Consider the following 14,257-nt stretch of genomic DNA (forward strand, 5'->3'; position numbering starts at 1 on the left):
GAAAAATACAGCTATGGAAAGACCCGTTCGGGTGCGCTTCGCGCCCAGCCCCACCGGACCGCTGCACATCGGCGGCGTCCGCACGGCACTGTACAACTACCTGTTCGCCCGCCGGCACAAGGGAACGATGATCCTGCGTATCGAGGACACCGATTCGCAGCGCTTCGTCCCCGGAGCGGAGGACTACATCCTCGAATCGCTCAAATGGTGCGGCATCGAGATCGACGAAGGCGTCGGCGTCGGAGGTCCCCACGCCCCCTACCGCCAGAGCGAGCGGCGCGAAATCTACCTCAAATACGCCCTGCAACTCGTAGAGGCGGGCTGGGCCTACTACGCCTTCGACACGGCCGAGGAATTGGACGCCCTGCGCAGGGAGGCCGAGGCGCGCGGCGAGGCGTTCGCCTATAATTATGCGGTGCGCGAGAAGCTGGCCACGTCGCTGGCGCTGCCCGCCGAGGAGGTGAAGGCGCGCCTCGACCGCGGGGACCAGTGGGTGATCCGCTTCCGGATGCCCGAAAACGAGGTGGTCGAGATGGACGACCTGATCCGCGGCCACGTGGAGGTCAACACCTCGACGCTCGACGACAAGGTGCTCTACAAATCGGCCGACGCGCTGCCCACCTACCACCTGGCGAACATCGTCGACGACCGCCTGATGGAGGTGTCGCACGTCATCCGCGGCGAGGAGTGGCTGCCGTCGCTGCCGCTGCATTACCTCCTGTACAAGGCCTTCGGGTGGACGGACGCACAGCCCCGGTTCGCCCACCTGCCGCTGCTGCTCAAACCCACGGGCGGCGGCAAGCTCTCGAAACGCGACGGCGACAAGATGGGATTTCCCGTTTTCCCGCTCTTCTGGAAATCGCCCGCGACGGGTGAGACCGCCCACGGCTACCGCGAGGACGGTTATTTCCCCGAGGCGTTCATCAACATGCTGGCGCTGCTGGGCTGGAACCCCGGCACGGAGCAGGAGATTTTCTCGATGCAGGAGCTGATCGACAGCTTCTCGCTCGACCGCGTCTCGAAATCGGGCGCCCGCTTCCAGCCCGACAAGGCCCGGTGGTTCAACGCCCAGTACATGCACCACAAGACCGACGAAGAACTGGCGACCCTCTACCAGCCGATCCTGCGCAGCCACGGCATCGAGGTGCCGGACGACGTGGCCGGCCGGGCCGCAGGCATCATGAAGGAGCGCGCGACGTTCACGACCGACCTGTGGGACCTCACGTCGTTCTTCTTCGAGGCCCCCGCGGAGTACGAGGAAAAACAGGTGCGCAAGTACTGGAAAGGGCAGAATCCCGCCATGCTCGCGGAGCTGCGCGGCGTGCTGGCGGGCATCGAGGACTTCTCGCTGGAGAACACCGAGCGCATCGTCCACGCCTGGATCGAGGAGAAGGGATACGGCATGGGCCAGGTGATGAACACCCTGCGGCTGGCCCTCGTGGGCGCCGGAAAAGGCCCGGGCATGTACGACGTGACGTCGTTCATCGGCAAAGAGGAGTGCCTGAAGCGTATCGACAATCTGCTGACCAACTTAAAACCCGCTGAATAAAATGGTACAAATCGAACAACACGTCTGGGGCATGACCCCGGAGGGCGAGGCAATCATCCTCTACACGCTGCGCAACGACTCGGGAGCCGAAGTGCAGCTCACGAACTGGGGCGCGGCGATCGTCTCGGTGAAGATGCCCGACCGCGAGGGCCGCATGGCCGACGTGGTGCTGGGCTACAAGCATCCCGAAGGCTACTTCTTCGACGGAGCCGCCTCGGGAAAAAGCGTGGGACGCTGCGCCAACCGCATCGCTTTCGGACGCATGACCGTCGAAGGCAAGGACTACGCGCTGGAGGTCAACAACGGAGCGAACCACCTGCACGGAGGAACGAAGAACTTCGCCAACCGCATCTGGGAGAGCCGCGTGGAGACCAACCGCGTGGTGATGTCGCTCATATCGGAGGACGGCGACCAAGGCTATCCCGGAGAGCTGTGCGTCGAGGCCGTATTCGACTTCGACGACGACAACGCGCTGGAGATCACCTACCTCGCACGGACCGACAAGACGACGGTGGTGAACCTCACCAACCACGTCTACTTCAACCTCGCGGGCGAAGGCAGCGGGTCGGTGCTCGACCACGAACTGCGCCTGAACAGCTCGAAGATTCTGGAAATGAACGAACGCCAAATTCCCACGGGCAAGCTGCTCGACGCGGCCGGAACCCCGCAGGATTTCTCGCAGTTCCGCTCTTTCCGCCCCGGCATCGACTCGGAGTTCAACCACATCCGCGACTTCAAAGGCTATGACCATCCCTTCGTCGTCGACGGCTGGAAGCCCAATATCCTGGGCGAGGTCGGCTGCCTGCGCGAACCCCGGTCGGGCCGCTCGGTGACGGTGCTCTCGTCGCAGCCCAGCGTGATGATCTACACGGGCAACTGGCTCGCAGGCGGATGCCCCGAAACCAAGTCGGGCGGCCGCTACGCCGACTACGACGGCGTGGCGATGGAGTGCCAGAACTACCCCGACGCCGTGAACCATCCCGAATTCCCCTCGCCGCTGCTCCACCCCGGCGAAACCTACTGCCAGAAGATCGTTTTCCGATTCGGAACGTTTTGACAATCAACTGAAATACGAATAAAAGGCGGAAAGTAGTACTACTTTCCGCCTTTTATTTATATCTTTGCACCCGATATTTCAAAGGGGTGCCTTACTGTCAGGCTGAGATTATACCCATTGAACCGGAGACGGGTAATGCCGAGACCGGGACGAAGCGTAATCAACAACTCATACCCCTTTTCAGTCTATTAACTTCAAAAAGTTTGACGATGAAAAGGATTTTTCTGATTCTTGCGGCTGCCGCGCTCTGCCCGGCCGCACAACTCAAAGCCGGAAACGCCGAAACGGCACGGACCGAAACAACCGCCCGGCCGACCGACGGAACCGCAACGACGCCCTCCGAAGCGCGCCCTCCGAAGCGGCCCGACGATTCGGTGCGCATGTACCGTCTCCAGGAGGTCGAAGTGACCGCCACGCGCGCAACCCCGACCACCCCCGTGGCCTACTCCGACATCCGGCGCGAAGAGATCGCCCGCAACAGCTACGGATTCGACATCCCCTCGGTGCTGGCCCTGACCCCCTCGATGATCGCCACCAACGAAACGGGCATCGGCATCGGCGGCACGGCCGTGCGCCTGCGCGGCACGGACCCGACGCGCCTCAACGTCACGATCAACGGCGTGGCGATGAACAACCCCGACTCGCACTCGATGTACTGGTACGACACCCCCGACCTGATCTCGGCCGTGGGGACCATTCAGGTGCAGCGCGGCGCCGGCATCTCGACCAACGGCACGGGAGCCTTCGGCGGAGCGATCAACATGTCGACCGACGCCCTGCAAACCGAGTTCGGCGGCGACGCATCGCTCTCCTACGGCTCGTACAATACGAACAAGCAGGCCGTGCACATCTCCTCGGGACTTATGGGCGGCCATTGGCTCGTGGATGCACGGCTCACCCACATCGGCTCGGACGGCTACATCGACCGCGGAGCCACGGACCTCAAGTCCTACATGTTCCAGGGAGCCTATTACAACGGCAACACGATGCTCAAACTCGTCTCGTTCGGCGGCAAGGCCAAAACGGGACTCACCTACACGGGCGCGACGAAAGAGCAGATGCGCCTCAACGGCCGGAGGTTCCACACCGAAGGCATGTACTACACCTCGAACGGTCCCCATTCCTATTACTATATGAAGGACGACGAGCGGCAGCGCGCCACGGTAGACTATTACGACGACCAGACGGACAACTACCTGCAAATCAACAACCAGCTGGTGCTCTCCCACCGTTTCAACGAAAAATGGACTCTGAACGCCACGGGATTCTACACCTACGGCTACGGCTACTACAAGCAGTATAAGGACGGGCGCACGCTCTCCGAATACCTCAATATCCCGACCGACGTCGCTGCCGGAAAGGAGGCCGACCTGATCCGCGAAAAGATCATGCGCAACCACCTCGGAGGTCTGAACGCCTCGGCGGCCTACTCCGTAAAGGACCTCGACCTGACCCTCGGCGGCTCGTACAGCTACTACTCCTGCCCCCACTGGGGCGAGCTGGACTGGGTCGACGGGCTGGATCGGAGCCAGATCGGCGGACGCTGGTACGACAACGACGTGAACAAGCACGACGCCAACCTCTTCGCACGCGCCAACTGGCAAGTAACCGACGGACTGCGCCTCTTCGGCGACCTGCAATACCGTTACGTCAGCTACCGGACCTGGGGCGTCAACGACAACTTCGTCTCGGAGGAGGCGGGCATGCAGCCCATCGACGTGGACAAACAGTACCATTTCTTCAACCCCCGCGCCGGCGTGAGCTACACGCTCGCCGAACGCAGCAACTTCTACCTCTCGTTCGCCATAGCCCAGAAGGAGCCCACGCGCAGCGACTTCACCGACCGCTACAAGTTCGCGGCCGACGACAGCTATCCCTCGTCCGAGAAACTCTACGACTGGGAACTGGGCTATGCCTACACCGCGCCGCGCCTCTCGCTGGGTGTGAATCTCTACTACATGAAATACAAGGACCAGCTCGTCCCGACGGGCATGGTCAACGACGGCGACGACGCCCTGAACGTCAACGTGCCGGACAGCTACCGCCGCGGCGTGGAATTGTCGGCTTCGTGGCGCGCAACCGGGTGGTTCACCGTGGGGGCCAATGCCACCTTTGCGCAGAACCGCATCGAGAACTACGTGGACGCACTGAAGGACAGCCCCACCTACGGCAAGGAGCTGGGCGACAGGACCATCGCCTATTCGCCCGACGTCATCGCCAACGCCTTTCTGGATTTCCACTACCGCGGATTCGAAGCCGTGCTGCACACCCAGTACGTCGGCAAGCAGTATTTCACCAACAACGAGAACGACGCCCTGTCGCTCGACGCCTACTGCGTGACCAACCTCAACCTCTCCTACACGTTCCGCACCCGCGCGGCCCGCAGCGTGCGGCTGGGGCTGCTGGTCAACAACCTGTTCAACGCGGAATACGAGAGCAACGGCTACGGATATTCGTACATGGACACGTGGAGCGGACCCGCGCCCGTACGCATCGACGAGGCCTTCTACTTCCCGCAGGCCCCGCTGAACGTGCTGGCGAACGTCACGGTGAGGTTCTGACAGCACGGGGTGTAACTACCTTTCGGTGGCAAAAGGCAGCAACATCCCGCGGGCGAAGACCGCGGGATGTTGCCGACCGAAAAGTATAAAGAATTCCTGCGGTTGCCACGGAAATAAAATGAAATGACAATGGATTGGAAACTCATTCTGCAAATCGCCGGCGTGGCGCTCGGGCTGCTCTACCTGTGGCTCGAATACCGCGCCGACATCCGGCTATGGATCGTGGGGCTTGTCATGCCCCTGATCCACGGGGCGCTCTACTACAAATCGGGACTGTATGCCGACTGCTCGATGCAGGTTTACTACGTGTTGGCGGGGCTGTACGGGTGGCTCGTGTGGCGCAGGAACAACACGAGAACGGATGTCGGACAGACCGGCGCGAAGGATACGAAGGGCGCAAGCGGTGCGAAGCCATCCGCCGCGGCGTTGCACATCGCCCACACGCCCCTGCGGATGATTCCGGTCCTCACGGCGGTCTACGCCGCGGCACACGCGGCGCTCTACCTCCTGCTGACGCACTTCACGGACAGCACCGTGCCCTTCTGGGACGCGGGGACCACGGCGCTGTCGGTCGTGGCGATGTGGATGCTGTCGCGCAAGCTGGTGGAACAATGGCTCGTGTGGCTGGCCGTGGACCTGGTGACCGTCGGGCTTTACCTCTACAAGGACCTGCCCTACACCGCCGGGCTTTACGCCCTCTACTCGGCGCTGGCCGTAGCGGGATACCTCCGCTGGCGGCGGCAGGCCCGGGCTTAACCGGGAGGGCGCGGATGAAGGTGGAGAGCAAGACGAAACCACCGGCCGCAATTAAAACCCGGTTCTTAACCGGGGTGCGGTCAGCCAGATGTTGCGGAACTCCACGGGACCGCCCTCGCTCTGAAGCGCGATATGCCCCCGGCAGCGAAGGCCCGTACACTCGTTCTGCAACTCGCCGTTGATGTAAACCGCCATGTAACCGCCCACGCAGACGATCTCGGCACGGTTCCATTCGCCCGCAGGCCGCTCGCAGTCGCCGCCCGCACGCCGCTTGATCGAGATGCGTCCGCTCTGCTCCGCTCCGTCGATCGCGGCGCCACCCAGCCCCAGCAGATCGCCCGCGCGCCCGGCCTGCAACTGACATTCGACAGCCTCGGGCCAGAGCCGGTCGCCGGCCTGCACGCGCTGGAAAATGCCGCTGTTCGTCGCCTCGCCGACCCACCGCCACTCGACGTGGAGCCGGTAGTCGCCGTAGGCCTCTTCCGTACGCATGTACCCGAACGGATGGCCCGCGATGCGGATACTCCCGTCCCGCACGGAGAAGGTCTCCCGGACGTCGGCGCCGCTCACCGGATCGGTGACGCACACCCATCCGGTGAGGTCCCGGCCGTTGAAAAGTTCGGTTTTCGGTTCGCCGCAGCACGAACCGGCAGTCAGCGCAAGGGTCAGCGCCGCAAAAAGGAACAGCGTTCTCATCATCGTATCGTTTTCCGAGGTTGAAGGTTCATTCCGGCAGCCCGTGCTCTTCGACATGACGCAGAATCTCCTCACGCAGGCTCCGGGGCGTGACGCTGCGCCGCAGGACCAGCAGGTAGGAGTTGCGTATCTGCTCGCGGATGAAGGCATCGGGCAGATCGCCCGCGGTGCAGATGCCGTTCCAGTGGGTCTTGTTGAAATGGTAAGCCGGGCCGATCTCTTCGTACTGCTCGCGCAGCCGGATCGCCTCGTCGGGGTCGCACTTCACGGCCACCCACCCGAAATCGATCATATCCGCGCAGGCGTACATCTTTCCGCCGATCTTGTAGACCAGCGTCGTCTCGTCGAACGGCGTCGATTCCTCCGTAAGAGGCAGCGACAGGCAATAGTCGCGGAAACTCAAAACATCCATAACGGGTTCTTTTCTCCAAAGATATGATTTTTTTGGCACATCTATTGCGTTCCGAAGTGAAGTAAAACCAAAATCAGGGTAAAAATGAAAAAAATTCTCCTCTGTGTACCTCTGCTGGCGATCTTCGCGGCAGGATTTTTCGGCTGCTCGCAGCAGCGGCAATGGAACCACGAACAGCGCAAGGCGATGCGCGAGGCGCTGCGCAGCTACCGCCAGATGGTGTACCTCGACGACCTGAACGACGCCGAGTTCGTACTCTTCACCGACGAGGTGGCGGGGCAGCTCGAAAACAGCTATCCCGTCTACGTGGAATTCGTCCAGATGCAGGGCGTTGACGACACGGTGGACATGGTGGTCGTCTCGACCATCGTCGACGAACTGAACGCCGACGCCCGCAACATGCGGCACATCTATCCCTACAACTACCTCGTAGCACAGGGCGTGCTGCCCGCAGGGCTTGACCACGAGCAGCAGAAAGCCTTTTACAGCTGCTTCGCGGCGAAAGTCAATGCTACGTACGCCACGATGGACCAGTTCTTCAACGCCATCCTGGCCGACACGAGCGACATGTCGCAGATCCGCCGGCTGGAGAGTCAGTGCGCCAACGACCTTTTCAGCTGGGTGGTGACCGAGGTGGACGTGATCGAGACCGTTCCGGCGGGCCAGACGGCCCCGGCGGCACAGAAAGCCGCTGCCGGGCAGAAGACCCCGGCGGCCCCGGCCAAGAAATAGCCCCGGAACCCATTCGTACACAAAGCGGTGCGCTCCTCACGAAGCGCACCGCTCTATTATTGCCCGACCAGGATTTCCGGGTGCGGCGCACCCGTCACTGCCGGGAAAGAGGCTTACTTATCCGAAAACAGCGACCGGGCGATGCCCAGTTCCAACCCGCGCAACTCGGCCAGTCCGCGCAAACGGCCCAGGCACGAATAACCCGGATTGGTCTTCTTCTTCAGGTCGTCGATCATCTGGTGACCGTGGTCCGGACGCATCGGGATCGAAATGCGGCGGCGCTGCTGAATCTCCAGCAGGGCCTTCATCACATCGTACATCGGCACGTCGCCTTCGAGGTGGTTGGCCTCGTAGAAGTTGCCCTCGGCATCGCGCTGGGTCGAACGCAGGTGGACGAAATTCACCCGGTCGCCCTGCCGCAGCATCATTCCCGGCAGATCGTTCCGGGCCGACACGCCGAACGAGCCGGTGCAGAGGCACAGTCCGTTCGAAGGGTTGGGGACCGCCTCGACCAACTTCTGAAAGTCGGATTCGGTGGAGAGAATACGGGGCAGGCCGAGGATCGAAAACGGAGGATCGTCGGGATGGATCGCCAGCACCGCACCCACCTCGTCGGCCACGGGAGCCACTTCGCGCAGGAACGCCACGAGGTTCGCGCGCAGCGTCTCGGCCGTGACATCCTTGTAGCGGTCCAGCTCCCGCTGGAACTGCTCCAGCGTGAAACTCTCCTCCGAGCCGGGCAGGCCCGCGATCATGTTGCGGGTGATGAGTTCTTTTTCCGCGGCGTCCATCCGCGCGAAACGGGCCTCGGCGGCGGCACGCTCGGCCTCGGAATAGTCCTTCTCCGCGCCGGGGCGCTTCAGGATGAAGAGGTCGAAGGCCACGAACGCCGCACGCTCGAAGCGCAGGGCGCGCGACCCGTCGGGAAGCTCGTAGGCGAGGTTCGTGCGCGTCCAGTCCAGCACGGGCATGAAGTTATAGGTGATGACCCGGATGTCGCACGCCGCGAGGTTGCGGACCGACTGTTTGTAATTCTCGATATAGCGCTGAAAATCGCCCGTACGGGTCTTGATATGCTCATGGACGGGAACGCTCTCCACGACCGACCACCGAAGGCCTGCGTCGGCGACCGTCTTCCGGCGTTTTTCGATCTCCCCGACGGTCCATACCTCGCCGTTGGGAATGTGGTGCAGGGCGGTCACGATGTCCGTGGCCCCGGCCTGACGGATGTCCTGAAGGCTTACGGGGTCGTTCGGACCATACCAGCGCCAGGATTGTTTGCAAAGATACATGGGTGTCTTGTTTTTAGGTTTTCAAATTTTTCACATACGGTGCTTTTTCCGCTGCAAGCGCCTCTTTCATTCGCAGTCTCCGACTGCGGGGTATTATATACTTTTTGGCCGCAAAAAGTACCAAAAACTCTCCGACAGATGCCTTCGCCGCCAACGGCGGCGTGAGAGGAAGCGCAATAACCGGATCGGAAACGCAGAATCCTGCCATCGCCCCTGGAAGCGGTTTAAACTGCCGCATTATCGCTTGCAGCGGAGAAAGAACAACCGAAAGCCCGCGCGCCCGGAGCGGGAGGCTGGCAAAGGCGTCTGCAGGCGAGGGCAGACAGCTTGCTGTTTGCCGAGCCGCCACAGCCTAAACGGCGCGTGTTTTTGCGCCGTAAAGGCCTAATCTTGCTGCGCCCGCTCAGCGCGGCCCGAAGGTTGTTACCGCGAAAGCGACATGCGGATGGTTTTAGTGCTACCTTTTGACACCAAAAGGTAGCTACATCCCGCGGGCGAAGACCGCGGCTTTACTACTTTTTGCGGCCAAAAAGTACAAAAAATCCCAGCCGCCGCAGACTGCGCCTAAATCCCGGCCGATCCCTTTCAATTAAATCGAGAAAGCGTCGAACCCGCCGTCGACGACGGCCAGCGCGCCCGTCACGAACGACGAAGCATCGCTGACGAGGTAATGGATCGTACCCAGCAGCTCCTCCGGCTCGGCGAAGCGTCCGGCGGGCGTGTGCGCGATGATCGTCCGCGCACGGTCGGTGTACGAACCGTCCTCGTTGGTCAGCAGGGCGCGGTTCTGGTTCGTCAGCAGGAAGCCCGGGACAATGGCGTTGACACGCATCTCAGGGCTGAACTTCATGGCCAGTTCGGCGGCCATGTACTTCGTGTAGTTGGCGATGGCGGCCTTGGCGGCCCCGTAGCCCACCACGCGGGTCAGCGGACGCAGCGCCGATTCGGAGCAGAAGTTGACGATCACGCCCTTCCGGCGCTCCGTCATGGCCTCGCCGAAGACCGTCGTGGGCAGCACCGTGCCGAACAGATTGAGGTCCACGACCTTGCGGAAGGCCTCGATCTCCAGGTCGAGGAACGACTTGTCGGGGGCGATCGTCGCACCGCCCATGTTGCCGCCCGCGGCGTTCAGGAGGATATCGATGGCGCCGTAGGCCTTGAGAATGGCCTCGCGGTTCGCGACGAGCACCTCGCGGTCGAGCACGTCGGTTGCAAGGAACAGCGCATCGCCGCCCGCGGCGCGGATTTCACCGACGAGCGCTTCGCCCGCCTTTTCGTCGCGATCGAGCACGGCGACACGTGCGCCCTGCCCGGCGAGGTAAGCGCAGATCGAGCGGCCCAGAATCCCGGCCCCGCCCGTCACGACGACGACGCGGCCCCGGATGTCAAAGAGATTTTTCATGTTTTTCAGATGATGTTGTTTTTATAATACGGTATGTTCTCTTTCAGCAGGATGTCGATGGGCATGTTGTTGACCTTCGACGGGGCGCGGCCCTCGACGAGCCATTCGCACAGGGCCATCACCGCGCGGTAACCCTGCGCTTCGGGACGCTGGGCCACGAGCGCCGTCACCACACCCGCGGAGAGCATCTCCCCGTTGCGGCGGATCACGTCGTAGCCCACCAGCCGCACGCCGGCACGCCGCCGAGCCGCCAGATAGCCCGCAAGGATGTAACACGTCGAATTGAAGGTCACGGCCCCCGCGACAGACGGATTTCGGCCGAAAAGGTCGTCCAGCACACGGCCGTTGTAGGTTTCGTCGTCCAGCCGCAGCGCGGCGTAATGCAGCCGGCCCCGGAAGGCGTGCGCCTCGAGGTAACTGCGGAATCCTGCCTCGCGGTTGCGGCTCTGGTTCGAACCGGCGTCGCCCCGGTGGATGATCCGGCCCACGACGATGTCGGCCCCGGGATCGAGGCGGTCGAACAGCAGCCGTGCGGCGACCGCCCCGGCGTCGAACGACGACGTGCCGAAATAGGCCAGCCGGTTGCAGGCCGGGAGGTCCGAATCGACGAAGACGTAGGGCACGCCCCGTGCGTCGAGTTCGCGGGCGAACGGTTCGACCATCTCCGCGAAGAGCGTGGCGATCACCGCGCCGTCGTACTCCTCGCGGCGCAGCGTCTCCAGCAGGCTTTCGAACGACGAACGGTCGTACTGGTCGAAGCAGACGCGGCGGACCACGACGTTGTAACGCGCGGCCTCGGCCTCGGCGCGGGCGATTCCGGCCTCGAAATCGGCCCAGTACTCGCCCGGCGCGAAACGGGGCATGACCGCGCACAAGGTGTACCTGCGGCCCGACGCCAGCGAACGGGCGATCAGGTTGGGACGGTAGTCGACCCGCCGCAGCACCTCGTTGATGCGCGCGAGGTTCTCCTCCGAGACCTTGCCCCGGTTGTGGATCACGCGGTCGACCGTCGCCACCGACACCCCCGCCATGCGGGCGATGTCGACGATGCGGACCGTGGTATGTTCGTTGTCGGACATGGTTTGCGCAGTTCTTCGGCGTTACGCCGGCAAAGCTATGCAAAATTTTCGAAAATAGCAAGTGTGTGCGCACACACCTGATGATTCGAGGCAAAAAAAGCCGGACCCACTTCGGGTCCGGCCCTCTCTTTTTTCCGGCTGCGCGCTACCCTGCCGGGGTCTCCGGTCCGGCCGCGGCGCACCGCTGGTAGAAATCGCGGGCCACGACGATGCGGATGGCCCGGTGGAGAATCGAGAATTCGAGCGGCGTATGGCCCAGCGGCTCGCCGTCGATCTCGACCGACACCTCGGGCGAGGATTCGATGCGGATGCGGCTTCCGCGCTCCTGGAGGATATGGCGGATGCGGTAGATGCCGCCGTTGAACAGGTAGTGGAAGCGGAACAGCAGGTGCCAGAAGTGCACCGGGCGGATCAGCGACAGGTCGAGCATGCCGTCGTCGGCCACGGCTGCGGGCAGCTGCTGGATGCCTCCGCCGTTGAACTTGCAGATGCCGATGGCGGCCGACAGCAACAGGTTGTTGTAGACCAGCCGGTCGTCGACCCAGACCTTGACGCCCGTGGACTTGTAACGGAAGAAATTCTTCACCAGACACCACGTATAGCGCCAGCGGCTCCGGTGCCCCTTCTTCTTCAGGTGCGAGAGTTTGCGCACGACATGCGCGTCGAACCCCGCCCCGGCCACGTTGGCCATGTAGCGGCTCTGGCGGTAGTGAGCCTCCTCGTAGGAGACCACCCCGACGTCCTGCAAAAACGAATAACCCTCGCTGATGGCCTTCACGGCGTCCTGATAGCGGTTCGAGATGCCGAACGTGCGGACCCAGTCGTTGCCCGTGCCCACGGCCACCACGGCTACGAGCACCTCGTCGGGACACACCTCCTGCTGAATGAACAGCCCGTTCACCACCTCGTGCAGCGTCCCGTCACCGCCCACGACGATGATCCGGCGGTAGCCTTCGCGCACGGCCGTGACGGTGAGCTCCGTGGCGTGGAACTTGTGCTCCGTGAAGACCGGCTCGCAGAGGATGCGCTCGTCGCGCAGGTGTTTCGAAATCTGCGGAAAATGGTCAAGCCCGCGGCCGCCTCCGGCCACGGGATTGACGATAACGAACCATTTTCCAGAATCGGTCGCCACGCTGCGGTTATTTTTCAGGAACGTTGCGCAGCGTATCGACCAGGAAGTCGTAGAACTTCCCGACCGAGGCGATCTCCACCTTCTCGTCGGGCGAGTGGGGGTAGCAGATCGTCGGACCGAACGAAATCATGTCCAGTTTGGGATAGGTGCTGCCGATGATGCCGCACTCCAGTCCGGCGTGGATGGCCGTCACGGCGGGTTTCCGGCCGTACAGCGCCTCGTAGGAGGCGGTCATGGCCTTCAGGATCGGCGACTCCATGTCGGGATTCCAACCGTTGTAGGCGCCCGTGAGTTCCGTCTTGGCCCCGGCCAGCGCGAAGACGGCAGCAATGGACTCGCCCAGCGCCTCCTTCTCGGTGTTGACCGAACTGCGCAGCAGGCATTGCAGTTTCACCGTCCTGCCATCCGACACCACGCGTGCGAGGTTCGTCGAGGTCTGCACCAGCCCGGGCATGGCCATGGACATCTTCTGCACCCCGTCGGGACAGGCGGCCACCGCCTTGATCAGGTTTCCGGAAACCTCTTTCGGCAGCATTTCGGCCGGCTTTTCGACCTCTTTGACCTTGATCGACACGGCGTCCTCGATACCGGCATACTCGGTCTTTACGGTTTTCTCGTAGGCTTTCACCGCCTTGGCGAACGCCTCGTAGTCCTTGGTTTTGACCAGCACCACGGCCTCGGCCTCACGCGGGATGGCATTGCGAAGCCCGCCGCCGTCCACCGACGCCAGCAGCACGTCGCACGGCGCGGCGTTCAAAAAGCGGAACAGCACCTTGTTGGCATTGGCGCGCTGGCAGACGATCTGGATGCCCGAGTGGCCGCCCTTGAGTCCCTTGACGCTGATCTTCGCGGCTGTGCAGTTGCGCGCGGGGGTCGGCTCGGCCTTGTATCTGAAGGTCGTGTTGGCGTCGAGTCCTCCGGCGCAGCCCACGTAGAGTTCGCCCTCCTCCTCGGAATCGAGGTTCAGCAGGATGTCGCCGTGCAGCAGTCCCTTTTTCAGCCCGTTGGCGCCGTCCATGCCGGTCTCCTCGGTGGCCGTGAACAGGGCCTCCAGCGGCCCGTGCTCCAGCGTCCTGTCCTCCAGCACCGCGAGGATCGCCGCCACGCCGATACCGTTGTCGGCACCCAGCGTCGTGCCGTCGGCCGTCACCCAGCCGCCGTCGACGTAGGCGTCGATGGGATCCTTCGTGAAATCGAATTTCTTGTCGTTGTTCTTCTGCGGCACCATGTCGAGGTGGGCTTGCAGGATCACGCCCTTGCGGCCCTCCATACCCTTCGAGGCGGGTTTGCGGACGTAGACGTTGTGCGCCGCGTCCTCTTTGCATTCGAGGCCCCGCGCGCGGGCGAAATCGAGAATATACCGACGAATCTTCTCCTCGTGGGACGAGGGGCGCGGGATGCGGACGATCTCCGCGAAATGCTTCCAGACAAGCGCCGGTTTCAGCGCCGTTAAATTACGATCCATAATATTGAAGTTTAAGTTATTTGTATATTTTTCAAATCTCTTTTCCTATCCGACCGCCGTTTTCGCAGCCTGTGGCTGCGTTTACAAGTCTGACCCACCCGGCTAAAAGCCGGGATTCAAGGGG

13 protein-coding genes and 1 riboswitch are annotated in these 14,257 nt (G+C 62.6%); of the genes, 5 read left to right on the forward strand and 8 right to left on the reverse strand.

Annotated features, from left to right (window positions below):
- Positions 1-13: 13 nt before the first annotated feature.
- From gltX to pnuC, 4 genes are all read left to right on the forward strand, one after another.
- Positions 14-1,549 (forward strand): glutamate--tRNA ligase, encoded by a 1,536-nt coding sequence (gene gltX, locus ACGHP5_RS00910; protein ID WP_337756100.1) that lies wholly within the window; start codon positions 14-16, stop codon positions 1,547-1,549.
- Position 1,550: 1 nt separating this feature from the next.
- A complete protein-coding gene (locus ACGHP5_RS00915; RefSeq protein WP_295903355.1) occupies positions 1,551-2,606 on the forward strand; it encodes an aldose epimerase family protein in 1,056 nt (351 codons plus the stop codon).
- Positions 2,607-2,678: 72 nt separating this feature from the next.
- Positions 2,679-2,773, forward strand: a riboswitch (TPP riboswitch).
- 42 nt (positions 2,774-2,815) lie between these two features.
- On the forward strand, positions 2,816-5,167 hold the full coding sequence (locus ACGHP5_RS00920; RefSeq protein ID WP_390567861.1) for a TonB-dependent receptor: 2,352 nt from the start codon (positions 2,816-2,818) through the stop codon (positions 5,165-5,167).
- Positions 5,168-5,296: 129 nt separating this feature from the next.
- Complete coding sequence (gene pnuC / locus ACGHP5_RS00925; RefSeq protein ID WP_290531654.1) at positions 5,297-5,923, forward strand: nicotinamide riboside transporter PnuC; 627 nt, start codon at positions 5,297-5,299, stop codon at positions 5,921-5,923.
- Between the two features lie 51 nt (positions 5,924-5,974).
- Here pnuC and ACGHP5_RS00930 read toward each other — a convergent pair whose 3' ends face one another.
- Both ACGHP5_RS00930 and ACGHP5_RS00935 read right to left on the reverse strand, forming a co-directional pair.
- Complete coding sequence (locus ACGHP5_RS00930) at positions 5,975-6,619, reverse strand: DUF1080 domain-containing protein (RefSeq protein WP_390567862.1); 645 nt, start codon at positions 6,617-6,619, stop codon at positions 5,975-5,977.
- Between the two features lie 28 nt (positions 6,620-6,647).
- Complete coding sequence (locus tag ACGHP5_RS00935) at positions 6,648-7,031, reverse strand: MmcQ/YjbR family DNA-binding protein (protein WP_390567863.1); 384 nt, start codon at positions 7,029-7,031, stop codon at positions 6,648-6,650.
- An 84-nt stretch (positions 7,032-7,115) separates the two neighbouring features.
- Here ACGHP5_RS00935 and ACGHP5_RS00940 point away from each other — a divergent pair, with 84 nt between their 5' ends.
- A complete protein-coding gene (locus tag ACGHP5_RS00940; protein ID WP_295903340.1) occupies positions 7,116-7,763 on the forward strand; it encodes a hypothetical protein in 648 nt (215 codons plus the stop codon).
- Between the two features lie 113 nt (positions 7,764-7,876).
- Here the strand turns inward: ACGHP5_RS00940 and uxuA are convergent, their stop codons facing one another.
- The 6 genes from uxuA to ACGHP5_RS00970 all read right to left on the reverse strand — a co-directional run bounded on the left by uxuA (position 7,877) and on the right by ACGHP5_RS00970 (position 14,133).
- A complete protein-coding gene (gene uxuA / locus ACGHP5_RS00945) occupies positions 7,877-9,055 on the reverse strand; it encodes a mannonate dehydratase (RefSeq protein ID WP_295903336.1) in 1,179 nt (392 codons plus the stop codon).
- 13 nt (positions 9,056-9,068) lie between these two features.
- Positions 9,069-9,263, reverse strand: a complete 195-nt coding sequence (locus tag ACGHP5_RS00950; protein ID WP_390567864.1) for a hypothetical protein — start codon at positions 9,261-9,263, stop codon at positions 9,069-9,071.
- 381 nt (positions 9,264-9,644) lie between these two features.
- Entirely contained in the window at positions 9,645-10,457 is an 813-nt protein-coding gene (locus ACGHP5_RS00955) for an SDR family oxidoreductase (RefSeq protein ID WP_290531659.1), read from the reverse strand.
- A 5-nt stretch (positions 10,458-10,462) separates the two neighbouring features.
- Positions 10,463-11,536, reverse strand: coding sequence for a LacI family DNA-binding transcriptional regulator (locus ACGHP5_RS00960; RefSeq protein ID WP_290531660.1), 1,074 nt, complete (start codon positions 11,534-11,536; stop codon positions 10,463-10,465).
- A gap of 145 nt (positions 11,537-11,681) precedes the next feature.
- A complete protein-coding gene (locus tag ACGHP5_RS00965; RefSeq protein ID WP_290531661.1) occupies positions 11,682-12,668 on the reverse strand; it encodes a diacylglycerol kinase family protein in 987 nt (328 codons plus the stop codon).
- A 7-nt stretch (positions 12,669-12,675) separates the two neighbouring features.
- Positions 12,676-14,133: an aminoacyl-histidine dipeptidase gene (locus ACGHP5_RS00970; RefSeq protein ID WP_390567865.1), complete on the reverse strand. Its 1,458-nt coding sequence runs from the start codon at positions 14,131-14,133 to the stop codon at positions 12,676-12,678.
- Positions 14,134-14,257: the final 124 nt, after the last annotated feature.

The sequence above is a fragment of the Alistipes sp. i18-0019-D1 genome, from assembly GCF_042852885.1.
Classification (GTDB): domain Bacteria; phylum Bacteroidota; class Bacteroidia; order Bacteroidales; family Rikenellaceae; genus Alistipes.